The sequence below is a fragment of the Microbacterium sp. K36 genome, from assembly GCF_004794355.1.
Lineage (GTDB): Bacteria > Actinomycetota > Actinomycetes > Actinomycetales > Microbacteriaceae > Microbacterium > Microbacterium paraoxydans_D.
This window is the reverse complement of the sequence record NZ_SSDN01000099.1, coordinates 13,594-36,984: the sequence shown is the minus strand read 5'-3', so window position 1 is coordinate 36,984 and position 23,391 is coordinate 13,594. Positions and strand designations below refer to the sequence as shown.

At 71.4% G+C, this 23,391-nt stretch carries 24 protein-coding genes; all 24 read right to left on the bottom strand.

Features of this window, described 5'->3' with window-relative positions; translation table 11 throughout:
• Positions 1–115: 115 nt before the first annotated feature.
• The 24 genes from lgt to pyrR all read right to left on the bottom strand — a co-directional run bounded on the left by lgt (position 116) and on the right by pyrR (position 23,358).
• Complete coding sequence (lgt, locus tag DW296_RS14455; RefSeq protein WP_136052773.1) at positions 116–1,141, bottom strand: prolipoprotein diacylglyceryl transferase; 1,026 nt, start codon at positions 1,139–1,141, stop codon at positions 116–118.
• Positions 1,142–1,151: 10 nt separating this feature from the next.
• Entirely contained in the window at positions 1,152–1,955 is an 804-nt protein-coding gene (gene trpA, locus DW296_RS14450; protein ID WP_136052772.1) for a tryptophan synthase subunit alpha, read from the bottom strand.
• Complete coding sequence (gene trpB / locus DW296_RS14445) at positions 1,952–3,220, bottom strand: tryptophan synthase subunit beta (protein ID WP_136052771.1); 1,269 nt, start codon at positions 3,218–3,220, stop codon at positions 1,952–1,954. Before trpB ends, trpA begins: the two co-directional genes overlap by 4 nt.
• Positions 3,217–3,993, bottom strand: a complete 777-nt coding sequence (gene trpC, locus DW296_RS14440) for an indole-3-glycerol phosphate synthase TrpC (protein ID WP_136052770.1) — start codon at positions 3,991–3,993, stop codon at positions 3,217–3,219. Before trpC ends, trpB begins: the two co-directional genes overlap by 4 nt.
• Positions 3,993–4,223 (bottom strand): HGxxPAAW family protein, encoded by a 231-nt coding sequence (locus DW296_RS14435; protein WP_071328620.1) that lies wholly within the window; start codon positions 4,221–4,223, stop codon positions 3,993–3,995. The genes trpC and DW296_RS14435 overlap by 1 nt, the downstream gene beginning before the upstream one ends.
• 47 nt (positions 4,224–4,270) lie before the next feature.
• Complete coding sequence (locus DW296_RS14430) at positions 4,271–4,861, bottom strand: Trp biosynthesis-associated membrane protein (RefSeq protein ID WP_136052769.1); 591 nt, start codon at positions 4,859–4,861, stop codon at positions 4,271–4,273.
• Positions 4,858–5,241, bottom strand: a complete 384-nt coding sequence (gene hisI / locus DW296_RS14425) for a phosphoribosyl-AMP cyclohydrolase (protein ID WP_205808009.1) — start codon at positions 5,239–5,241, stop codon at positions 4,858–4,860. The genes DW296_RS14430 and hisI overlap by 4 nt, the downstream gene beginning before the upstream one ends.
• The gene (gene hisF, locus DW296_RS14420; protein ID WP_136052768.1) at positions 5,238–5,999 is read right to left on the bottom strand and encodes an imidazole glycerol phosphate synthase subunit HisF; all 762 of its coding nucleotides are present in this window, start codon (positions 5,997–5,999) and stop codon (positions 5,238–5,240) included. The genes hisI and hisF overlap by 4 nt, the downstream gene beginning before the upstream one ends.
• A complete protein-coding gene (gene hisG / locus DW296_RS14415) occupies positions 5,999–6,838 on the bottom strand; it encodes an ATP phosphoribosyltransferase (protein WP_136052767.1) in 840 nt (279 codons plus the stop codon). The genes hisF and hisG overlap by 1 nt, the downstream gene beginning before the upstream one ends.
• 38 nt (positions 6,839–6,876) lie before the next feature.
• Positions 6,877–7,140: a phosphoribosyl-ATP diphosphatase gene (locus DW296_RS14410; RefSeq protein ID WP_025103484.1), complete on the bottom strand. Its 264-nt coding sequence runs from the start codon at positions 7,138–7,140 to the stop codon at positions 6,877–6,879.
• Positions 7,137–7,817 (bottom strand): ribulose-phosphate 3-epimerase, encoded by a 681-nt coding sequence (gene rpe / locus DW296_RS14405; protein ID WP_136052766.1) that lies wholly within the window; start codon positions 7,815–7,817, stop codon positions 7,137–7,139. Before rpe ends, DW296_RS14410 begins: the two co-directional genes overlap by 4 nt.
• Positions 7,818–7,821: 4 nt before the next feature.
• Positions 7,822–9,291 carry a transcription antitermination factor NusB gene (locus DW296_RS14400; RefSeq protein ID WP_168429043.1) on the bottom strand — a complete coding sequence of 490 codons (1,470 nt, stop codon included), beginning with the start codon at positions 9,289–9,291 and terminating at the stop codon, positions 7,822–7,824.
• Positions 9,288–10,208, bottom strand: a complete 921-nt coding sequence (gene fmt, locus DW296_RS14395) for a methionyl-tRNA formyltransferase (RefSeq protein ID WP_136052765.1) — start codon at positions 10,206–10,208, stop codon at positions 9,288–9,290. Before fmt ends, DW296_RS14400 begins: the two co-directional genes overlap by 4 nt.
• 18 nt (positions 10,209–10,226) lie before the next feature.
• Complete coding sequence (locus tag DW296_RS14390; RefSeq protein ID WP_136052867.1) at positions 10,227–12,185, bottom strand: primosomal protein N' family DNA-binding protein; 1,959 nt, start codon at positions 12,183–12,185, stop codon at positions 10,227–10,229.
• A gap of 16 nt (positions 12,186–12,201) precedes the next feature.
• Positions 12,202–13,395 (bottom strand): methionine adenosyltransferase, encoded by a 1,194-nt coding sequence (gene metK, locus DW296_RS14385; protein WP_136052764.1) that lies wholly within the window; start codon positions 13,393–13,395, stop codon positions 12,202–12,204.
• Positions 13,396–13,483: 88 nt separating this feature from the next.
• Complete coding sequence (gene rpoZ, locus DW296_RS14380; protein WP_025103490.1) at positions 13,484–13,738, bottom strand: DNA-directed RNA polymerase subunit omega; 255 nt, start codon at positions 13,736–13,738, stop codon at positions 13,484–13,486.
• A 109-nt stretch (positions 13,739–13,847) separates the two neighbouring features.
• A complete protein-coding gene (gene gmk / locus DW296_RS14375) occupies positions 13,848–14,759 on the bottom strand; it encodes a guanylate kinase (RefSeq protein WP_136052763.1) in 912 nt (303 codons plus the stop codon).
• A complete protein-coding gene (gene pyrF / locus DW296_RS14370; RefSeq protein WP_136052762.1) occupies positions 14,752–15,597 on the bottom strand; it encodes an orotidine-5'-phosphate decarboxylase in 846 nt (281 codons plus the stop codon). Before pyrF ends, gmk begins: the two co-directional genes overlap by 8 nt.
• A complete protein-coding gene (gene carB / locus DW296_RS14365) occupies positions 15,594–18,881 on the bottom strand; it encodes a carbamoyl-phosphate synthase large subunit (protein ID WP_136052761.1) in 3,288 nt (1,095 codons plus the stop codon). The genes pyrF and carB overlap by 4 nt, the downstream gene beginning before the upstream one ends.
• Positions 18,881–20,059 (bottom strand): glutamine-hydrolyzing carbamoyl-phosphate synthase small subunit, encoded by a 1,179-nt coding sequence (carA, locus tag DW296_RS14360; protein ID WP_136052760.1) that lies wholly within the window; start codon positions 20,057–20,059, stop codon positions 18,881–18,883. The genes carB and carA overlap by 1 nt, the downstream gene beginning before the upstream one ends.
• On the bottom strand, positions 20,056–20,568 hold the full coding sequence (locus DW296_RS14355) for a PH-like domain-containing protein (protein ID WP_062634504.1): 513 nt from the start codon (positions 20,566–20,568) through the stop codon (positions 20,056–20,058). Before DW296_RS14355 ends, carA begins: the two co-directional genes overlap by 4 nt.
• Positions 20,565–21,869 carry a dihydroorotase gene (locus tag DW296_RS14350; protein WP_136052759.1) on the bottom strand — a complete coding sequence of 435 codons (1,305 nt, stop codon included), beginning with the start codon at positions 21,867–21,869 and terminating at the stop codon, positions 20,565–20,567. The genes DW296_RS14355 and DW296_RS14350 overlap by 4 nt, the downstream gene beginning before the upstream one ends.
• Positions 21,866–22,831: an aspartate carbamoyltransferase catalytic subunit gene (locus tag DW296_RS14345; protein WP_136052758.1), complete on the bottom strand. Its 966-nt coding sequence runs from the start codon at positions 22,829–22,831 to the stop codon at positions 21,866–21,868. The genes DW296_RS14350 and DW296_RS14345 overlap by 4 nt, the downstream gene beginning before the upstream one ends.
• Positions 22,828–23,358: a bifunctional pyr operon transcriptional regulator/uracil phosphoribosyltransferase PyrR gene (gene pyrR, locus DW296_RS14340; RefSeq protein WP_025103498.1), complete on the bottom strand. Its 531-nt coding sequence runs from the start codon at positions 23,356–23,358 to the stop codon at positions 22,828–22,830. The genes DW296_RS14345 and pyrR overlap by 4 nt, the downstream gene beginning before the upstream one ends.
• Between the last annotated feature and the right edge of the window lie 33 nt (positions 23,359–23,391).

Below are 23,391 nucleotides of genomic sequence, written 5' to 3'. Positions count from 1 at the left end.
GGCGCCGTAAGGGGGCTGGAAGTACACCAGTTACCGTCCTCAGATCTTCAGTGAAACCCGGGGACGTCGTCGGCCCGCTCGTTCAGTGCAATGGTTCTCCCGCCGCGAGTCGGCGCTATCGGGAGCCGTCCCCGCTCGAGGGAGCAGCGCTTGTGGCAGTGGCTCCGGCGGCGACTTCTTCGGCCGGAGGCTCGCTCACGTCCACGAAATCAGAGGGATTGTCCTGCGATTGTACATCAGCGTCCACGTCCTTCCGTCCGCGGCCCGGCTGGTACGGCGAGGGCTCGAGACCCGGGTGACGGCGCGTCTGCACCACGAGGATGACGAGGCCGAGGACGACGCCGATGATGGCGGCCCAGACGTTGCTGCGCAGTCCGAGGATGATCTCGCTCGGGTCGATGCGGATCGACTCCCACACGATGCGTCCGGCGCTGTACCAGATGAGGTAGATCGCGAAGAGGCGCCCCCACTGGAAGAACAGCTTCCGGCCGAGCCACAGCAGCACGAGGACGCCGAGGCCGTTCCAGATGACCTCGTACAGGAAGGTCGGGTGGAAGAGGGTGCCCTCGGGGAGACCGGGAGGGAAGGCCGAGTTGTCGGACGGGATCTCCAGTCCCCACGGCAGGTCGGTCGGCAGGCCGTAGAGCTCGTTGTTGAACCAGTTGCCGAACCGGCCCATCGCCTGCGCGAGGAGCAGTCCGGGAGCCAGCGCGTCCGCGAACGTCCAGAAGCGGATGCCCGTCCACCGGCATCCCAGGTAGGCGCCGACGGCACCGCCGATGAGCGCGCCGAAGATGGCGATGCCGCCCTCCCAGATCGCCCACACCGAGCCCGGTTCGAACGGGTTCCAGGTGTTCTTGCCCTCGCCGAAGTAGAAGTTCGGGTGGGTGAGCACGTGGAAGATGCGCGCGCCGATGATCGCGAGCGGCACCGCGAGGATGGAGATGTCGATGACCACCCACGGCTCTGCGCCGCGCTTGGTGAGACGGTGGTTCGTCATCAGCACGGCGACGATGATGCCGGCGATGATGCACAGCGCGTAGAAGTGGATCCGGAGCGGGCCGAGATCGATGTACGAGACGGACGGGCTCGGGATGCTGGCGAGCACGCCGGCGGCGGTGCTGTGGAGCGCGGAGGACATGAGTGCGATCCTACTTCTCTGAGGCGAAGCGCGCCGACGCGGTGCCGGCGGCCAGGGTTCGGGTGACGTCGGCGAGGGCCGGCACGCCGCCGTCGCGGAGGGCGCGGACGAGAGCGGTGCCCACGATGGCGCCATCGGCGTACTCGGACACGCCCGCGATCTGCTCCGGCGTCGAGATGCCGATGCCCACGCAGGCGCGGCGGGCACCGTGGTCGCGGAGCCGCGACACGAGGGTACGTGCCGCACGGTCGAGCTCGGCCCGCTCCCCCGTGATGCCCATGGTCGACACGGTGTAGACGAAGCCCGTCGAGGACCGCACGACGAGGTCGAGGCGCTCGTCCGACGAGGTCGGAGCCGCGAGGAAGACCCGGTCGAGACCGAGCCGCTCGCTGGCCGCGATCCACTCGCCTGCGGCCTCCGGGGTGATGTCCGGGGTGATCAGACCCGCGCCGCCTGCGGCGAGCAGGTCCTCGGCATACCGGTCCACCCCGTACTGCAGCACGGGATTCCAGTAGGTCATCACGAGGACGGGGACGTCGGTGGCGGCGGTGATCGCACGGATCGCCGTGAAGAGGTCCTTCATCCGGAACCCCGCAGCGAGGGCCTTGGTCGTCGCCTCCTGGATGATGGCGCCGTCCATGACGGGATCGCTGTAGGGCGGCCCGAGCTCGATGATGTCCACGCCGTTCTCGGCGAGGGCGATCGCCGCCTGGATGCTCGTCTCCAGGTCGGGGAAGCCGACGGGCAGGTAGCCGACGAAGGCGCTGCGGCCGGCGTCGTGCGCGCGCTGGATGGCCTGTTCGACACGGCTCACAGCTGCGGCTCTCCCTTCGAGGCCGCGTCCTCGGCGGCGCTCTCCTCGGACACGTCGTGCGCGAGGGCGTCCTCGTCGTAAAGCTCGAAGTACCGGGCAGCGGTGTCCATGTCCTTGTCCCCGCGGCCGGAGAGGCAGATGGCGATCAGGCCGTCGGGGCCGAGCTCCCGACCGATCCGCAGCGCGCCGGCGAGGGCATGGGCCGACTCGATGGCGGGGATGATCCCCTCGGTCCGGCTGAGCAGCCGCAGGGCCTGCATCGCCTCGTCGTCGGTGGCCGGGATGTACTCGGCGCGACCGATGTCGGCCAGCCAGGAGTGCTCTGGGCCCACGCCCGGGTAGTCGAGTCCCGCGGAGATCGAGTGCGATTCGACCGTCTGGCCGTCTTCGTCCTGCAGCACGTACGTCTTCGCGCCGTGCAGCACGCCGGGGCGGCCGCGCTCGATGGACGCGGCATGCTTGTCGGTGTCGACGCCGTCGCCGGCCGCCTCCACGCCGTACAGCCGTACGCCCTCGTCGTCCAGGAAAGCGTCGAACATGCCGATCGCGTTGGATCCGCCGCCGACGCAGGCGACGACCGCATCGGGAAGCCGGCCGACCTCGTCGAGGATCTGGGCGCGAGCCTCTTCGCCGATGATCTTCTGGAAGTCGCGGACCATCGCCGGGAACGGGTGCGGGCCGGCGGCGGTGCCGAAGATGTAGTTGGTGGTCTCGACCGAGGCCACCCAGTCGCGGTAGGCGTCGTTGATCGCGTCCTTCAGCGTGCGCGAGCCCGAGGTGACCGCGACGACCTCAGCGCCCAGCAGGCGCATGCGGGCGACGTTCAGCGCCTGCCGCTCGGTGTCGACCTCGCCCATGTAGATGGTGCAGTCGAGGCCGAACAGCGCGGCGGCGGTCGCCGTGGCGACGCCGTGCTGACCGGCGCCGGTCTCCGCGATGACGCGTGTCTTGCCGAGGCGCTTGGTGAGCAGGGCCTGGCCCAGCACGTTGTTGATCTTGTGCGAACCGGTGTGGTTGAGGTCCTCGCGCTTGAGGAAGACCCGCGCGCCCCCTGCGTGCTCGGCGAACCGGGGCACCTCGGTGAGCGCGGACGGTCGCCCGGCATAGGAGGACAGCAGATGGGCGAGCTCGGCACGGAACTCCGGGTCGGCGACGGCCTCCTCGTACGCGACGGTGAGCTCGTCGATCGCGGCGACCAGGGATTCCGGCATGTACCGCCCGCCGAACTCGCCGAAGAACGGACCATGCTGGTCGCGCAGACTCACTTCGCCTCCAGGAAGCTCTCGAGAGTGGCGACCGGGTCTCCGGTCACCAGGGCCTCGCCGATCAGCACGACATCGGCACCGGCCGAACGGTAATGCGCGACGTCGGCGGGGGTCAGCACCGCGGACTCCGCGATCTTGATCGCCGAGTCGGGGATGCGGTCCACGAGACGGCCGAACAGATCGCGGTCGAGCTCGAGGGTCTTCAGGTTGCGGGCGTTCACGCCGATCAGGGCGGCGCCGAGATCGATCGCGGCGTCCAGCTCCTCGGCGGAGTGGGTCTCCACGAGCGGGGTCATGCCGAGTTCGAGGATGAACCCATACAGGTCGCGGAGGACGTCGGGCTCCAGGCCAGCCACGATCAGGAGGACGAGATCGGCACCCGCGGCGCGAGCCTCCAGCACCTGGTACCGGGTGGCGATGAAGTCCTTCCGGAGAACCGGCAGCGAGACCCGGGCGGTGACCGCCTCCAGATCGGCGAGACTGCCGCCGAAGCGGCGCTCCTCGGTGAGGACGCTGATCGCGGAGGCACCTCCGGTCTCGTACAGCGCGGCCTGGTGCGCGGGATCCGGGATCTCCGCGAGGGCACCGCGGGACGGACTCGCCCGCTTCACCTCGGCGATGATCTTCACCCGGTCGGCGGGAGCGAGGAACGACAGCGCGTCCTTCGCCGCGGGGCGCGCGAGGGCGTCACGCTCCACGACCGCGAGCGGACGGGACTCGGAACGACGCTCGGCGTCTGCGACAGCGCCGGCCGTCAGGTCGGCGAGGACCACTAGTGCGCCTTCGGAGCGTACTTGGGACCCTTCACGCCGTATCCCGCCTTCGCGAGCACCCAGCCGACGATCGCCCCGATCGGGATCAGCGCGGCGGAGATCCACACCAGGGTCGGCTGCTCGAAGCAGAACGCGACGGTCGCGGCGGCGAAGCCGACGAGCATGATCACGACAGCGGTCCAGGCCGCAGGCGAGTGTCCGTGGCCGGGGTCAGCGATCGGGTTGGTCATGTTCTCCTCCGGGGGACGACGTGGGATCTGGATTCAGTCTATCGGGGTCAGCGTGTCGGGTCGGACCCGCGGGACAGCTCGTCCCAGGAATCGACCGCGTCGACGGGACCATCATGCCGCGCCTCGGCGGGCGTGTCGGTGCGGTAGCGGCGGCCGCCGACCTTCCAGCGTCGCCAGGTCGTCAGCACGAGGACCGCCGCTACGAGCAGGATCAGCCAGCCGACGAGGGCGAGGTACGGCCAGGCCGATGGCACGATGCTCGCCGCCACCTCGTGGACGGCTCCGCTTCCGGCGAGCCCGGTGGTCTCGGTGACCGTCGCGGCCACGGCGCCGTAGGCGTCGCCGAGGAGGAGCTGCAAGGTGGACCACCCCAGGAACAGCGCCGCTGCGGCGGCCAGCACACCGAAGACGATGCGCACGGCTCGGCCGGCGATCGCGAGCGCTGCGCCGAGGGCGAGCACGGCGAGGCTCAGCGGGGCGAGCAAGACGAGGGCGGAGGCGCCGGGAACGAGGATGTCCTCCCCCGCGTCCGCGCGCTGCACCGTGAACCAGGTCTGCGTGGAGGAGATGATGCCGATGGCGCCGGCCACCAGGAACCCGGTCACGGAGAGGGAGCGGCCGCGCTGCGCGATGCTCACGGGGCACTCACCCCGTCGATGGCGTCCAGGTCGGTGGTGTCGAAGCACGTCCGTGTGCCGGTGTGGCACGCGGGGCCGGTCTGGTCGACGAGGAGCAGGAGCGCATCCCCGTCGCAGTCGAGCCGGGCCTCCCGCACGACCTGGATGTGGCCGGACGTGTCGCCCTTGCGCCAGTACTCCTGGCGGGAGCGGGACCAGTACGTCGCACGTCCGGACGTGAGCGTGCGGCGCAGCGCCTCGGCGTCCACCCACGCGAGCATGAGCACCTCGCGCGAATCCCACTGCTGCACGATGATCGGGGCGAGCCCGTCGGCGTTGAAGGCGACCTGCGCGATGCGGTCGTCGACGGAGACCTCGTCCTGCTTCGGCGTGTCGGTCATCGGACGAGCACTCCTTCCGCGCGCAGCGCGTCCTTCACGTCGCCGATGGTCAGAGCCCCGGTGTGGAACACGCTCGCCGCGAGCACCGCGTCGGCCCCCGCCTGGATGGCCGGAGCGAAGTCCGTCGCGCGTCCGGCACCGCCGGAGGCGATCACCGGGATCGGCGCCACCTCGCGCATGAGGCGGACGAGCTCGAGATCGAAGCCGTCGCGGGTGCCGTCGGCGTCGATCGAGTTCACGAGCAGCTCCCCCGCGCCGCGCTCCGACGCCTCGCGCGCCCAGTCGAGCGCATCCAGCGTGGTCTGCGTGCGGCCGCCGTGCGTGGTGACGACGAAGCCGGATCGCGTGCTGTCGGCGCGCTTGACGTCGAGCGAGAGCACGAGCACCTGGGCCCCGAAGCGATCCGCGATCTCGCCGATGAGCTCGGGACGGGCGATCGCCGCGGAGTTCACGCCGACCTTGTCCGCACCGACCGCGAGGAGCCGCGCGACGTCGTCGACGCTGCGCACCCCGCCGCCCACCGTCAGCGGCACGAAGACCTGCTCCGCGGTGCGCTGCACGACGTCGTAGGTCGTGGCCCGCGCATCCACCGTCGCGGTGACGTCCAGGAACGTGATCTCGTCGGCGCCCTGGGCGGCGTAGTGGCGGGCGAGCTCGACCGGATCGCCCATGTCGCGGAGGTTCTCGAAGTTGACGCCCTTGACGACGCGGCCGTCCGCGACGTCCAGGCACGGGATGACGCGACTCGCGAGGGTCATCAGAGCCTCGCCGCGTGGATCGCGGTGACCAGGATGGCCCGGGCGCCGAGGGCGTAGAGATCGTCCATCACCTGGTTGACGCGACGCCGCGGGATCATCACGCGGACCGCCACCCACGACGGATCGCGGAGCGGCGAGATGGTCGCGGACTCGCGGCCGGGCGCGATGGCCACGGCCTGGTCGACCAGTTCGGTGGGGAGGTCGTAGTCGAGGAGCACATAGCGACGCGCCACCATGACGCCGCGGAGTCGGCGCAACAGCGTGTCCACGCCGTCGGCCTCACCAGGACGGCTGATCAGCACGGCCTCGGACTCCAGGATCACGGGGCCGAAGATCTCCAGCCCCGCCTGCCGGAGCGTGGTCCCGGTGGACACGACATCGGCGACCGCGTCGGCGACGCCGAGGCGCACGGCGGACTCGACGGCACCGTCGAGCTGCACGAGCTCGGCGTTCACACCCTGGTCGCGGAGGAAGGATCCCACCAGACCCGGATAGGCGGAGGCGACCCGGACGCCGTCGAGGTCCTGCACGGAGGTGAAGCGTCCGGGAGGACCGGCGAAGCGGAACGTGGACGCTCCGAAGCCGAGCTGCTCGATCTCGCGCGCCGGCCGCTGCACGTCGAGGAGGAGATCACGACCGGTGATCCCCACGTCGAGGGCGCCGGAGGCCACGTAGGTGGCGATGTCGCGCGGGCGGAGGAAGAAGAACTCGACGTCGTTCTCGGCGTCGATGACATGCAGGGTCTTGGGGTCGCGGCGGCCGGCGTAGCCCGCCTCCGCGAGCATCTCGGCGGCGGTCTCGGAGAGCGAGCCCTTGTTGGGAACGGCGATGCGCAGCATGAACGGCTTTCAGTTCGAAGGAGTGGGACCGGAGCGCATCACAGATGTCGGTAGACGTCCTGCAGGGTGAGGCCCTTCGCGAGCATCATCACCTGCAGGTGGTAGAGGAGCTGCGAGATCTCCTCGGCGGCAGCGGCGTCCGATTCGTACTCCGCCGCCATCCAGACCTCGGCAGCCTCTTCGACGATCTTCTTGCCGATCGCATGCACGCCGCCGTCGAGCTCCGCCACGGTGCCCGATCCCTCGGGTCGGGTCTCGGCCTTGACGCTGAGCTCGGCGAACAGCTCGTCGAAAGTCTTCACCCCTCCAGGCTACCGGCTCGCGCGAGGTCCCTGAGCCGGGTGACGGCCGCCTCCACGTCGTCTGCGCCGTAGACCGCGGATCCGGCGACGAAGGTGTCGGCTCCCGCTTCGGCCGCCTGGGCGATCGTCGCGTCGGAGATGCCGCCGTCGACCTGGAGCCAGACGGACGAGCCGCGGCGCCGCGCCTCGGCGGAGAGCGCCCGCAGCTTCGGCATGGTCTCGGGCAGGAAGCCCTGCCCCCCGAACCCGGGCTCCACGGTCATCACGAGGATCTGGTCGAACTCGTCCAGCAGGTCGAAGAGTCCCTCGACAGGAGTCGCGGGCTTGACCGCGACCCCGGCACGGGCGCCGATGTCGCGCAGCCGACGCGCGAGAGCCACCGGCTCCCCCGCCGCCTCCAGGTGGAAGGTCACGCTCGCGGCGCCGAGCTCGGCGTAGCCCGGCGCCCAGCGATCCGGATCCGTGATCATGAGATGCACGTCCAGCGGGACCGGGCTGGTCTCCTGGATGCGCTGGACCATCTGCGGACCGAACGTGAGGTTCGGGACGAAGTGGTTGTCCATGACGTCGACGTGCGCGAAGTCGGCCGTCGCGATGCGGGCGAGCTCCGCCTGCATGTTGACGAAGTCGGCGGCGAGGATGCTGGGGTTGATGCGCGGGGCGCGGGGCAGATCCATGGTCTCAACCTTCCTTCGGGGCGTCTGTCGCCTCCAGCGGGCGCTGCAGGAGTGCGAGGAACATCGCGTCGGTGCCGTGCCGATGCGGCCAGAGCTGAGCGCTGCCCGTCTGTGCCCGCCCGTCGTCGGCGAGATCGATCGGCGACTGCGCCACGCGGTGCAGCACCGCGCGGGCATCGAGGTCGACGAGCTCCGGACGGATGCGTCGCACCTCCTCGACCACCGCCGTGGTCTCCGCGAGATGGGGCGAACAGGTGACGTACGCGACGACGCCTCCGGGAGCCAGAGCGTCGACGGCCGCGGTGAGCAGGCCGACCTGCAGCGGCACGAGCTCGGCGACGTCCGCCGGGGACTTCCGCCACCGGGCCTCCGGGCGCCGCCGGAGGGCGCCGAGGCCGGTGCAGGGCGCGTCCACGAGGATCCGGTCGAATGTCTCCGGCCGCTCGGCTGCCAGCTCCCGGCCGTCGCGCTCGTGCACGGTGACGTCGCCCGGGACGGCACGCAGCGCGTTGCGCACGAGCCGGGCGCGGGTGGGCACCACCTCGTTGGCCTCCAGGACGGCGTCGTTCTGCCGGGCGACGGCGGCGAGCAGGGCCGTCTTCCCGCCGGGGCCGGCGCACAGGTCGAGCCACCGCTCCCCCGTGCGCAGCGGCGTCGCCGCGGTCAGCGCGAGCGCGACGAGCTGAGATCCTTCGTCCTGCACCCGGACCGCACCGTCGGAGGCGGCCAGCGCGAGACGCGGATCGCCTCCCGGAGACGCGAACGCCGTGGCGGCGTAGGGCCGGCGGGGCTCCTGCGGCTCCGCGAGCCCGGGGAGGGCGACCAGGGTGACCTCGGGCGAGACGTTGTCGGCCTCCAGCAGGGCGTCCAGCTCCTCGACTCGCCCCTCGGCGGCGAGGGCGCGCCGCAGCGCCCGGATGATCCACACCGGGTGCGCGGCTCGGAGGGCCAGGCGTTCGTCGTCCGATCGCGCCGCCGCCTCGATGCGCGCGAGCCACTCGCCCGGCGACTCGCGGGCGATCCGCCGGAGCACCGCGTTGGCGAAGCTCGACGCGCCACGCCCCGCCGTGAGGGCCACGAGGTTCACGGACTCGTTCACGGCGGCGTGCGAGGCCACCCGCGTCGCGAGGAGCTGATGCACCGCGAGCCGGAGTGCGTCGAGCACGGCGGGGTCGATCGCGTCGGCGGGGCGGTCGGCGGCGGCGGCGATGATCGCGTCGTACGTGCCCCGGCGACGGAGCGTGCCGTAGGTCAGCTCGGTCGCCAGAGCCGCGTCCTGCGGGTCCAGCCCAGCCTCGGCGATCGCCGTCGGGAGGAGCAGGTTGGCGTAGGCGTCGGAGTCCGACACCGCCCTGAGCACGTCGTAGGCCACGCGGCGCGCCGGCTGGACCGACCGGTTCGGGCCGCGGCCGTTGCGTGCCCGGCCTTCGTGCTGCCGACCCGAGCCGGGGCGCCGTCCGTCGTTCGCGTTCACGAGCCGGCCACCGGAGTCGTGCCCTGCAGACCCCGCCACCAGTCGGCGGCGTTCATGGGGCCCTTGCCCGCGGGCTGCAGCCGGGTGACGGCCAGCGGCGAGGTGGCCGTCCCGATCAGGACCTCCGTTCGCGTGCCCGCCATGGCACCCGGTCGCAGGTCCTCCGCCTCGGCACCCGCGGGTCGCGCCTCGAGGATCTTCAGCCGCTGACCGTCGATCGTCGTGTGCGCTCCCGGCTCCGGCGTGACTCCGCGGAACCGCGCGTACACGGCGTCGAACGGCTCGCGGAAGTCGAGGAGACCGTCCTCGAGCGTCAGCTTGCCAGCGAACGTCGGCTCGCCCTCCTGCGGGACGGCGCGGGCACTGCCGTCCGCGATCGCGGCGACCACGTCGGCGGTGAGACCGGCGCCGTCGAGGGCCAGAGCCTCCAGCGCCTCCCCCGCCGTGGCGGTCGCCGGGAGCTCGACGGTACGCATCGCGAACACGTCGCCGGCGTCGAGCTCGGGGACGAGCTGGAAGACGCTCGCGCCGAGGACGGCATCTCCCGCGATCAGGGCGCGCTGCACCGGCGCGGCACCGCGCCACGCCGGCAGCAGCGAGAAGTGCAGGTTGATCCACCCGGCCTCCGGCGCGGACAGCAGAGGCTCGCGGACGAGCCCGCCGTACGCGACGATCACGCCGAGCTCCGGGCGCAGGGCCGAGATCTCCGTCGTCACCGGCTCGTCCAGCCGGGCAGCGTGGATGACCGGCAGGCCGAGCTCAACCGCTGCCTGAGCGACCGGCGACGGGGTCAGCACACGCTTGCGCCCGAGGGGGGCGTCAGGGCGCGTCACCACCGCGGCGATGTCGTGCTCGGCGGCGAGGCGTCGCAGAGTGGGAACCGCGGCGGCGGGAGTGCCGGCGAAGACGAGGCGCATGAAGGTTCTCCGGAAGGGTCAGAGTTCTGGATCGAGGATATCGAGACGGACCGACAGCGTGCTGCGGGCGGCCTTGGTCCGGCCTCGGCGGCCGCTCACCGCCTCCGCCACGACGGCAGCACGGAGGGTGGTCGCGACGCGGCTCCCCGCGCCGTAGTCGAAGCGCACGAGCGCCCGCACTCGGGGCGGGACGTCGTCGGACTCGACGGGGACGGGACCGAGCACCGCGTCAGAGGGCAGCGAGAGTTCGGACAGGGCCTCCAGAGCGCGCGCCACGGCGGCGGACGAGCCTTCCACGAGCGCGACGCGCGCGGTCGGCGGCATGTGCAGCGGCGCGCGCTGCTCCAGCTCGGTGCGTGCGTAGGCGGGGTGGTTCCAAGTGGCGAGGGCTCTGGCGACGGCGCCGTCGACGCCGACGAGATGGACGGGGGCGCCCGGCGCGGCGAGGGCGGCGGCGTTCGACCACCACCGCAGACACGCTTCGCCGATGCGCAGATCCGGCGCCTGCAGCATCCGCGGGCCGTCGAGCAGGACTACCGCCCGGTAGCCGCCCTCCGCGAGGGGCTCGGCGCCGCGCGTGGCGACCACGAGGGCCGGACGTGCGTCGACGCGCTCCACCGGATGGCTGCCGTCGGCGACGATGACGCGGACGCCGGGGAAGGCGCGTCCGAGCTCGTCGGCGGTCCGCTCGCTGCCGGATGAAGCGAGCCGGAGACGGGGCGAGGAGCACGCCGGGCAGGTCCACGCCCTGGCACCACGCCCGCACCACCCGCACACCGGGACAGCGCCACGATGGCGGGCGCCGAGCGGACCGCCGCAATGAGGGCATCGGGCGGGTGCCCGGCAGTCGGCGCAGACGAGGGACGGCGCGAAGCCGGGCCGCGAGACCTGGATGAGCACCGGCCCCTCCGCGGCCGCGTTCCGGGCGGCGAGGAAGGCCGACGACGGCATGCGCTGCGGCGTCGGCTGCTCCATCTCCTGGGGAGTGCTGAGCACCACACGCGGCAGCACACGCCGGGTCGCGCGGATGTCCTGCAGCCAGCCGCGCGCCACGAGCCGCTCCACCTCGGTCGTCCGCGTATGACCGGCGAAGAGCAGCGCCGAGCCCTCCGCCTCCTGCCGCAGCAGCGCCGCATCCCGGGCGTGGACATAGGGCGCGAGCGGCTCGCCCAGCAGGCTGTCGCCGTCGTCCCACACGGCCACGAGACCGGCGACGACGGGGGCGTACACCGCGGACCTGTTCCCGACGACGATGCAGGGCGCGTCCTCGAGCGTGCGCAGGAAGGAGCGGTAGCGATCCGGGTTGGTCTGTCGCGAGTCGTGTCGTGCGATCGCCTCCGCGGGGACGACCCCGTCGAGGGCCGCCAGGAGCCGATCGAGGTCGCGATGGTCGGGCACGACGAGGATGGTCGACTTCCCGGCCGTGAGCGTCGTCGCGGCGGCAGCGGCGAGCATCCGTGCCCAGCCCGGCGTGTCGTCAGTGAGCTGCGGGATGGCCTCGACGGCCGCGCGACCGCTCTCGTCGAGCACCGCCTGCAACCCGTCGTACAGACCGACCACGGACGCGGCCGCGTCGCGCGCCTCGGGTTCGAGGAGCGGCGTCGGGGCGTCGGCGGTCCAGGCCTTCTCGACCCGCACCTGCCGCTTCGGGATCACCAGCCGCAGCACGTCGGACGCAGACCCTGCCGCGCGATCCGCGACGCGCCGCGCCAGGCGGTACAGACGATCGGGCAGCACGGGGACGCTCGACACGACGCTCTCGACCTCGGAGAGCGGCCGATCGGCGTCGTCCTCCACGTCCAGTTCCACCACGAACCCGTCGACCACGCGGCCGGCGGTCCGCAGGGGGACACGCACCCGGACCCCGGGCTCGACGTCGCCGAGCTCCGGTGGGAGCGCGTAGTCGAACAGGCGGTCGAGCTGCGGCAGCGGCGATTCCAGAAGCACCCGCGCGATGCGCCGGCTCTCCGGAGAGATCAGCACCGCGGACCCGTCAGAGCCCGGCAGCGCGCCGCAGCTCCTCGGCCCGGTCCGTCCGCTCCCATGTGAAGTCCGGCAGCTCCCGGCCGAAGTGCCCGTACGCGGCCGTCTGCGCGTAGATCGGACGCAGGAGGTCGAGCTGCTCGATGATGGCCTGCGGTCGGAGGTCGAACACCTCGTCGATGGCGCGGGTGATGACCTCGTCGGACACCCGTCCGGTGCCGAAGGTCTCCACGTACAGGCCGACGGGGCGGGCGACGCCGATCGCGTAGGCGACCTGCACCTCGAGGCGGTCGGCGAGGCCCGCGGCGACCGCGTTCTTGGCGACCCAGCGGGTCGCGTAGGCGCCGGAGCGGTCGACCTTCGACGGGTCCTTGCCGCTGAAGGCGCCGCCCCCGTGCCGCGCAGCACCGCCGTAGGTGTCGATGATGATCTTGCGGCCGGTGAGCCCGGCGTCGCCCTTGGGGCCCCCGGTGACGAAGGGGCCCGCGGGGTTGATGTAGTACGTGACGTCGTCGAGGTCGAGGCCCGTCGTGCCGAGCACCGGGTCGATGACGTGCTCGCGGATCTGCGCCTTGAGGTCATCCTGGGCGATGTCCGGGTTGTGCTGCGTGGACAGCACGACGGCGTCGACGGTCTTCGGGGTGAAGCCGTCGTAGCCGAGGGTGACCTGCGTCTTCCCGTCCGGGCGCAGGAAGGGCAGCAGCCCGCTGCGGCGCACCTCCGTCAGCCGCTCGGCGATCCGGTGCGCGGTCCACGCGGCCATCGGCATGAGCTGCGGGGTCTCGTTCGTGGCGAACCCGAACATGATGCCCTGGTCTCCAGCGCCGAGGCCGTCGAGCGGATCGACCGACGAGCCGTCGCGGTGCTCCTGAGCGTTGTCGACGCCGTGGGCGATGTCGGTGGACTGCTCCCCCACCGAGACGCTGACGCCGCAGGAGTCGCCGTCGAAGCCGGTGTCGGAGGAGGTATAGCCGATGCCGTTCACGACCTGGCGGACGATCGTCGGGATGTCGACGTAGGCGTCCGTGCGGATCTCCCCCGCCACGTGGACGAGGCCGGTCGTGACGAGCGTCTCGACCGCGACCCGGGAACCGGGATCCTTCGCGAGGAGCCCGTCGAGAATGCTGTCCGAGATCTGGTCGCAGATCTTGTCCGGATGCCCTTCGGTGACGGACTCGGACGTGAACAGACGCAGCGCGCTCATCGATGCTCCAGAACGGGGACGGACGGTGGGAGGGTGTGGCACCCATTCTGGACCGCGCCACCGACGTCGGGGCGGCGCGGTCGTCGAGTTACTCCGCGTGACGCAGGCGGAGCTTGTCCTCGTTGATCTCGTGCAGGGCGATGGTGAGCGGCTTGTCCTCGACCGAGGAGTCGACGAGCGGGCCCACGTTGTCGAAGAGGTTCCCCTCGTGCAGGTCGGAGTAGTAGTCGTTGATCTGACGGGCGCGCTTGGCGGCGTAGATCACGAGCTCGTACTTGGAGTCGACGCGCTCCAGCAGGTTGTCGATGGGGGGATCGATGATGCCGTTGTTGCGTCCGGCCATGGGTGGACCTCCTGATCAGGCGACGGGATTCGCCGCGAAGACGATGCTGCGGGCGCGCGCCCCCTCGACGAACTCGGGGACGGGCGTGGTGCTCGACCCCGGAAACGGGTCAGCGCGCAGAGCTTGTAGACAAGTCTACGACCTCGCGGGCGGCGGTGGCGACGTCCTCGTTCACGATGAGGTGGTCGAACTCGTTCTGTGCGGCCAGCTCGATCTTCGCGGTGCGCAGCCGGCGGGCTCGCTCCTCGGCGTCCTCCGTGCCCCGGCCGACCAGCCGGTGCACCAGCTCGTCCCAGCTCGGCGGCAGGAGGAAGATGAGCGTCGCGGAGGGCTCGGCCTCGCGCACCTGGCGCGCGCCCTGCAGATCGATCTCCAGCAGGACGGTCTTCCCCTCGGCCAGTGCGGCGTCGATGGGGGCGCGCGGGGTGCCATAGCGGGAGCGGTTGTGCACCACCGCGTACTCCAGCAGCTCACCGTCGGCGATCAGACGGTCGAACTCGGCGTCGTCGACGAAGTAGTAGTGCACGCCGTCGATCTCGCCGGGGCGCGGTGGTCGGGTGGTGGCCGACACGGACAGGTGGATCTCGGGGTTGTTCTCGCGGATGTGCGCGGCGACCGTCCCCTTGCCCACCGCCGTGGGGCCGGCGAGGACGAGGAGCCGGCTGCGCGCCCCGCGGGGGGTCGGCACCGGGAAGCGCTCGTCCAGCCACTCCTCCAGCACCCGCCGCTGCCGGGCCCCGAGGCCGCCGAGGCGCTTGACCGGCGAGATGTGCAGCTGCCCCAGCACCCGGTCGCGCTTTCCCGCCCCGATCGCCGGGAGGGCCAGGAGGAAGTCGGTGATGCGCATGGAGCCCTCGACCGAGTCGGGGTCCTCCGTCGCGCGATGCAGCACGGACTGCGGGGTGACGACGCGCATCGTCAGGTCGCGCTTCACCGAGGCCCTGGCGCGTCGTCTCTCGACGGCGCGGCGCGCCGCGGCGGCCCTGTCGACCTCGGGGACGGTGCGGCGTTCCTCAGCCACGGCTGACCTCTCGATACTGGGCGGCACGGTCGGCGATCGTCTCGGCGAGGGCCGCCGGGCCCGCGGAGAGGAGGCTGCGGCTCTCACTCGCGATCACCGAGGCGGCCTGGGGGCCGAAGCGGCGGGCGAGATCCGCGGGGGTGGCGCCCTGCGCGCCGAAACCAGGGGCGAGGATCGGGGCGACGGGCGCGAACGGCGCGATGCCGGCCTGTTCCTGGTCCACCGTGGCACCGATGACGAAGCCGAAGCTCCCCCACTCCCCCGCGGGCGTCGCGTCGGCGTTCCGGCGCGACACCTCGGCGATGACGGCGGCGGACACCGTGGCGCCGTCCGCGGTCGTCGCCCGCTGCAGCATGGTCGCCTCGGGGTTGCTCGTCGCGGCGAGGACGAAGAGCCCCTTGCCGTGCTCCTCGGCCAGGGCGAACGCGCCATCCAGGGCTCCGACTCCCAGATACGGATTCACCGTCAGCGCATCGGCTTCCAGCGGCGCGTCGGTGGGCAGCCACGCCTGGGCGTAGTCCGTCATCGTCGACCCGATGTCGCCGCGCTTGGCGTCGGCGATCACGAGCAGTCCGGCCGCCCGCGCGCCGGCCAGCACCTCCTCCAGCGCGGCGAACCCGGCGGCGCCGTACCGCTCGAAGAACGACACCTGCGGCTTGACGATCCCGACGCGACCGGCGGCCGCCTCGACGGTACGGAGCCCGAACTCCCGGACTCCGGCGGCATCGGCGGTCAGCCCCCACGCCGCCAGCAGAGCGGCGTGGGGGTCGATGCCGACGCAGAGCGGGCCGTGCGCCTCGAGGGCCGCGCGGGCCCGCTCGCCGAAGCGTGCCGTCATACCGCGGCCATCCGGTCCTGCGCGTACTCCTGCAGGCTCTTGACCTGGAAGCCCTCGTGCGCGGCGTCCATCCCGCTCACCGCCGCACCGAGCACGGCGATGGTCGTGAAGAGCGCCTTGTCGGCGGCCACCGCGGCGGCGCGGATCTCGTAGCCGTCCGCGCGAGCGGCACCACCCGACGGGGTGTTCACGACGATGTCGATCTCCCCGTCGTTGATGAGGTCGACGATGTTCCGGGCGCCGGACTCCTGGGTCTCGCTGTACTTCTCGACCACGGTGACCGCGATGCCGTTGCGGGACAGGATCTCTGCCGTGCCCTCGGTCGCCACGATCGTGAAACCGAGCTGCTGGAGGCGGTGCGCCGGGAGGATCACCGCGCGCTTGTCGGAGTCGGCGACCGAGATGAACACGGTGCCCGAGGTCGGCATGCCGCCGTAGGCAGCGGCCTGCGACTTCGCGAACGCAGTCGGGAAGTCGCGGTCGATGCCCATGACCTCGCCGGTCGAGCGCATCTCCGGGCCGAGGACCGAGTCGACCGTCTTGCCGTCGGCGGTGCGGAACCGCTTGAAGGGCAGCACGGCCTCCTTGACCGAGACCGGGGCGTCCAGCGGGACACGCGAGCCGTCCTGCACGGGCAGCATCCCCTCCGCGCGGAGCTCGGCGATGGTGGAGCCGGCCATGATGCGGCTGGCGGCCTTCGCCATCGGGATGCCCAGCGCCTTGGAGACGAAGGGCACCGTGCGGCTGGCCCGGGGGTTCGCCTCGATGACGTAGAGGACGCCGGCGCTGATCGCGAACTGCACGTTCAGCAGACCGCGCGCGCCCACGCCCTGTGCGATGGCGAGGGTGGCCTCGCGGACGCGGTCGACATCGCTGCGACCGAGCGAGACCGGCGGCAGCGTGCAGCTCGAGTCGCCGGAGTGGATGCCGGCTTCCTCCAGGTGCTCCATGACGCCGCCGATGAAGAGGTCTGTGCCGTCGTACAGGGCGTCCACGTCGAGCTCGATCGCGTCATCGAGGAACCGGTCGACCAGGAGCGGCTTGCCCTCCTCGATCACGACCTCACCGGCCGTCCGCACGAAGTAGTCGCGCAGCGCATCGGTGCCGTAGACGATCTCCATGCCCCGACCGCCGAGCACGAAGCTCGGGCGCACGAGCACCGGATAGCCGATCTCCTCGGCGATGCGCACCGCGCCCTCCACGTCGATCGCCGTGCCGTTGCGAGGGGCGAGGAGTCCGGCCTCGTCGAGCAGTCGCGAGAACAGCTCGCGCTCCTCGGCCAGGTCGATGGCCTCCGGGCTCGTCCCGAGGACCGTGTAGCCGGCCGCCTCGATGCCCTTCGCGAGCCCGAGCGGGGTCTGGCCGCCGAGCTGGCAGACGACGCCGAGGATGGTGCCGCTCGCGGCCTCCGCGTCCAGGACCTCCAGCACGTCCTCGAGCGTCAGCGGCTCGAAGTACAGCCGGTCGGACGTGTCGTAGTCGGTCGACACGGTCTCGGGGTTGCAGTTGATCATCACGGTCTCGAAGCCCGCGTCGGACAGCGCGAACGAGGCGTGCACGCAGGAGTAGTCGAACTCGACGCCCTGACCGATGCGGTTCGGCCCGGACCCGATGATGACGACCTTGGTGCGGTCGGACGGCGCGACCTCGGTCTCGGCGTCGTAGCTCGAGTAGTGGTAGGGCGTCAGCGCGGGGAACTCGCCCGCACAGGTGTCGACCGTCTTGTAGACGGGGCGGATTCCGAGACCGTGGCGCACGCCGCGGATCTCGGCCTCGCTCTCGCCGCGGAGCTGGGCGATCTGCGCGTCGGAGAAGCCGTGCTCCTTGGCGTAGCGCAGCGTCGCGTCGTCCAGCTCGCCGGCGGTGCGGACGACCTCGGCGACCTCGTTGATGAGGACGATCTGGTCGAGGAACCAGGGGTCGATGGCCGTGGCCTCGAACGCCTGCTCGATCGTCGCACCCTTGCGCAGCGCCTGCTGCAGGGTGACGATCCGGCCGTCGGTCGGGGTCTTCGCGATCTCGAGCAGTTCCTCGACGGTGCGCGGCTCCTCGCCCCAATGGAAGCTGGAGCCCCGCTTCTCGAGCGACCGCAGCGCCTTCTGCAGTGCGGTGGCGTAGTTGCGGCCGATGGCCATCGCCTCGCCGACCGACTTCATGGTGGTGGTGAGGGTGGCGTCCGCGGCCGGGAACTTCTCGAAAGCGAAGCGCGGGACCTTGACGACCACGTAGTCGAGCGTCGGCTCGAAGCTCGCCGGGGTCACGCCGGTGATGTCGTTCGGGATCTCGTCGAGGCGGTAGCCGAGGGCGAGCTTGGCCGCGAGCTTGGCGATCGGGAAGCCGGTGGCCTTCGACGCCAGGGCGCTCGACCGGGAGACGCGCGGGTTCATCTCGATGACGATGATGCGCCCGTTCTCGGGGTTGACCGCGAACTGGATGTTGCAGCCACCGGTGTCCACGCCCACGGCGCGGATGATGTCGATGCCGATGTCGCGGAGCTTCTGGTACTCGCGGTCCGTCAGGGTCAGCGCCGGCGCCACCGTGATCGAGTCGCCGGTGTGCACGCCGACCGGGTCGACGTTCTCGATGGAGCAGACGACCACCGTATTGTCTGCGGTGTCGCGCATGAGCTCGAGCTCGTACTCCTTCCAGCCGAGGATCGACTCCTCCAGGAGCACCTCGGTCGTCGGCGAGTCGCGCAGGCCTGCGCCGCCGATACGGCGCAGGTCCTCCTCGTCGTAGGCGAAGCCGGAACCCAGCCCGCCCATCGTGAAGGACGGGCGCACCACGAGCGGGTAGCCGAGCTGCTCGGCGCCGGCGAGGAGGTCGTCCATGGTGTGGGCGATGACGCTCTTGGCGACGTCCGCGCCCGCCTCGAGGACGAGCTCCTTGAAGACCTGACGGTCCTCGCCCTTCTTGATGGCGTCCACCTTCGCGCCGATGAGCTCGACGTCGTACTTCTCGAGGATCCCCTGCTCATGCAGCGCCATCGCGGCGTTCAGCGCCGTCTGGCCGCCGAGCGTCGGCAGGATGGCGTCGGGCTTCTCCTTGGCGATGATCGTCTCGATCACCGCGGGGGTGATCGGCTCGATGTACGTCGCGTCGGCGAAGTCGGGGTCGGTCATGATCGTCGCGGGGTTGGAGTTGACGAGGATGACCCGGACGCCCTCCTCGCGGAGGACGCGGCACGCCTGGGTGCCGGAGTAGTCGAACTCGCAGGCCTGGCCGATGACGATCGGGCCGGAGCCGATGACGAGGACGGAGCGGATGTCGTCGCGCTTGGGCATTACTTTGCGTCCTTCTTGTTCGCGATGACCATGTCGCGGAAGCGGTCGAAGAGGTAGTTGGCGTCGTGCGGTCCGGCCGCGGCCTCGGGGTGGTACTGCACCGAGAAGGCGGGGATGTCGAGGGCGCGCAGACCCTCCACGACGTTGTCGTTGAGGCCGACGTGGCTGACCTCGACCTTGCCGTAGCCGTGCGGGCTGTCGAAGGAGCCCTCCAGGGGCGCCTCGACGGCGAAGCCGTGGTTGTGCGCGGTAATCTCCACCTTGCCAGTCTGCTTGTCCAGCACGGGCTGGTTGATGCCGCGGTGGCCGAACGGCAGCTTGTACGTGCCGAGCCCCAGGGCCCGGCCGAGGAGCTGGTTGCCGAAGCAGATCCCGAAGAAGGGCAGCCCGTCGTCGAGGACCGCGCGCAGCAGCTCGACGTGGTCGCCCGAGGCCGCGGGGTCGCCGGGACCGTTCGAGTAGAAGACGGCGACCGGCTCGATCGCCCGGATCTCGTCGATGCCCACGTCCTGCGGGAGGACGTGCACGTCGAAGCCGCGGGCCGCGAGGTTGTCGATCGTGGCCTGCTTCACGCCGAGGTCGAGCACCGCGAGGTTGCCGATGCGCTCCCCCACCGCCGGGGTGACGGTCGCGCTCTGGACGGACACCTGCGCGGAGAGGTTGAGGCCGGTCATCTCCGGAGCCTCGCGGACGATCCGCAGCTGCTCTTCCGGGTCGAGCTCCGCATCCGCACCGGAGAAGATGCCGCCGCGCATGGAGCCGGCGGAGCGGATGTGGCGGGTGACCGCGCGCGTGTCGATGCCGCTGATGCCGACGATGCCGTCCTCGACGAGGACCTCGTCGAGGGACGCGTTCGCCCGCCAGTTCGACACGACGCGCGAGGGGTCGCGCACGATGTAGCCGGCCACCCAGATACGGCGGGACTCGGTGTCCTCGTCGTTCATGCCGGTGTTGCCGATGTGCGGGGCGGTCTGCAGGACGATCTGTCCGGCGTAGGACGGGTCGGTGATGGTCTCCTGGTATCCCGACATGCCGGTGGCGAACACGACCTCGCCGAGAGTGCGCCCGTGCGCGCCGTAGGCCCGTCCGCGGTGTCGGGTGCCGTCCTCCAGGACGAGGACGGCGGGGTCGGGAAGGCGGGCCGCGGAGGCTTGCGGGGAGGAAGTCGAGAGGGTCATGACGAGGCTCCTGTGTCAGGGGCGGCGGGGATGAGCCGCTGCAGGTCGGAGATGAGGGTCGGGAGATCGCCGCCGGTGAGGCGCACATAGCTGTCGACGACGGTCGTGTCGTCGACGTGCCACGAGATGCGCACGAGCCCGCCGGGCTCCACGACGCGATCGATGGTGACGGTCGCGCGGTCGACGGAGACGAGGCGGTCGGCGGCGAGGAAGACGGTGGGGGCACCGTCCAGGGCCAGCGCGATGCCGCGGTCGGTCACAGCCAGCTCGCCGCGTGCGCGGAACGCCAGCGGGGTGATCGCGAGCCGTTCGAGGGGCTGCTCGTGCCGAGTCGTGGACACGTAGAGAACCTCATCGCGGCGCGTCACCTCCGCGTGCTCCGGCACCCCGAGCGGGGCCGTGTACGCGGCATCGCGCCGCACTCGTCGTCGCCAGGCGAACAGCATCGAGAGCAGGATCAGCAGCGCGACGGCGATGATGATCGCGACCGCGAGGTCCCGTGCGCTCATGCGCCGAGCTCCTCGACGACGGCGCCGCCGTCGACCGTGAGGACGCCGCCGTGCACCGTGTACTCCACGCGGCCGGGCAGGGCGCGGCCCAGGTAGGGCGAGTTCACGCTGCGCCCGTGCAGGTCCGCGGCGGTGAACACACCGTCGACCGAGGGGTCGTACAGCGTGATGTGCGCGGGCTGCCCGGCTTCGAGCGGCGTGCCGTGGTCGGAGAGCCGGCCGATGCGGGCGGGCGTCGCGCTCATGACGCGGGCGACGTCGGCCCAGCCGAGCAGGCCGGTCTGCACCATGGACTGGTGCACGACCCGCAGGGCGCTCTCCAGACCGACCATGCCGTTCGCGGCGGCCTGCCACTCGCACGCCTTGTGCTCGCTGGGGTGCGGTGCGTGATCGGTCGCGACGATGTCGATCGTGCCGTCGGCCAGACCCTCCCGGACCGCGAGGACGTCCTCTTCGCGGCGCAGCGGGGGGTTGACCTTGAACCGCGCGTCGTAGCCGCGGACGAGTTCGTCCGTGAGCAGCAGGTGGTGCGGCGTGACCTCCGCCGTCACGTTGACACCGCGCTTCTTGGCCCAGCGGATGATGTCCACGGAGCCTGCCGTCGAGAGGTGGCACACGTGCAGTCGGGAACCGACGTGCTCGGCGAGGAGCACGTCGCGGGCGATGATCGACTCCTCGGCGACCGCCGGCCACCCGGCCAGCCCGAGCTCGGCCGAGACAGTGCCCTCGTTCATCTGGGCGCCCTCGGTGAGTCGCGGGTCCTGCGCATGCTGGGCGATGACGCCGTCGAAGGACTTCACGTACTCCAGGGCCCGGCGCATGATCAGCGGGTCCCACACGCAGAAGCCGTCGTCGCTGAAGACCCGTACCTGGGCCCGGGAGGTGGCCATGGCACCGAGCTCGGCGAGGCGCTCGCCCTTCTGCCCCACGGTGACCGCGCCGATCGGCTGCACGGTCGCATAGCCGGCCGCCTCGCCGAGGGCGAGCTCCTGCTCGACCACGCCCGCCGTGTCGGCGACCGGAGAGGTGTTCGGCATCGCGAACACGGCGGTGAACCCGCCGGCGGCGGCCGCTCTGGTGCCGGTGAGGATCGTCTCGGAGGCCTCGAACCCCGGCTCGCGCAGATGGGTGTGCAGGTCGACGAGGCCCGGCAGCGCGACCAGGCCGGCGGCGTCGATCACGCGTGCGCCGGTGCGGGTGAGCCCCGCGCCGACCTCGGCGATGACGCCGTTCTCGATGATGATGTCGGCGCTGTCCGCGTCGAGCAGCTGTGCACCGGTGATGACGAGGGTCTCGCTCACAGGTCTCCCCCTCGTTCGTCGTCTCGTTCCCCTGCCAGCAGCAGGTACAGCACCGCCATGCGCACGGAGACCCCGTTCGACACCTGTTCCAGCACCGTCGAACGGGGGGAATCGGCAGCTTCGGAGGAGATCTCCAGTCCCCGGTTCATGGGTCCGGGGTGCAGGACAATGCTACCGCCCGGCAGAGCAGCCACGCGCCGTGCGTCCAGGCCCCACCGGCGCGAATACTCCCGCTCAGTCGGGAAATACGCGGCGTTCATGCGCTCGAGCTGGATGCGCAGCATCATCACGGCGTCCGGCCCCTCCGCGAGGGCTTCGTCCAGGTCGTAGACCACGCGGACCGGCCACAGGGACACGTTCTGCGGAACCAGAGTCGGCGGCGACACGAGCGTGACCTCGGCGCCGAGCGTGGTGAGCAGCCAGACGTTGGAGCGCGCCACGCGGGAGTGCAGCACGTCGCCGACGATCGTCACCCGGAGACCGGAGAGGTCGCGTCCGCGGCTGTCGGGACCGAAGCGACGCTTGCGGAGGGTGAAGGCGTCGAGGAGCGCCTGGGTGGGGTGCTCGTGCGTGCCGTCGCCCGCGTTGACGACGCCGGCGGAGATCCAGCCGCTCGTGGCGAGCGTCTGCGGGGCGCCGGAGCCGGGGTGCCGCACGACGACCGCGTCGGCGCCGATCGCCTCGAGCGTCTGCGCGGTGTCCTTCAGGCTCTCGCCCTTGGAGACGCTGGAGCCCTTGGCGGCGAAGTTGATGACGTCGGCGGACAGGCGCTTCGCGGCGGCCTCGAAGGAGATGCGGGTGCGCGTGGAGTCCTCGAAGAAGAGGTTGACGACGGTCTTCCCGCGGAGCGTGGGGAGCTTCTTGACCTCGCGGGACTGGGTGTCGGCCATGTCCTCCGCGACATCGAGGATGCGCAGGGCGGTCGCTCTGTCGAGCGTGCGGGTGTCGAGGAGATGCCTCATTCGCCGATCGTCACCTCCTCGGCGCCGTCGTTCTCGAACAGACGCACGTTGACGCGCTCGGTGCGCGCGGACGGGATGTTCTTGCCCACGAAGTCGGGGCGGATGGGAAGCTCCCGGTGTCCGCGGTCGATGAGGATCGCGAGCCGCACGACGGCGGGACGGCCGATCGACTGCAGGGCGTCGAGCGCGGCGCGGATGCTCCGGCCGGAGAAGAGGACGTCGTCGACGAGGACGACCGTCTTCCCGTCGATGCCGCCCGCGGGGATCTCCGTCGGCTGCGGCGATCGCGTCGGGTGCTTGGCGAGGTCATCGCGGAAGAGCGTCACGTCGAGGGATCCGACGGGGACGGAGACCTGCGCGATCTCGCTGATCAGCGCGGCGAGCCGGTGTCCCAGCGTCACGCCGCGGGTCGGGATGCCCAGCAGGACGAGGTCGTCGGCCCCGCGATTGGACTCGAGGATCTCGTGCGCGATCCGGGTCAGCGCTCGTGAGATGTCGGCTTGGTGCAGCACAGTGCGCACACCCATCAGCCGCTCCCTTCTCCGCCTCACAGGACGGTG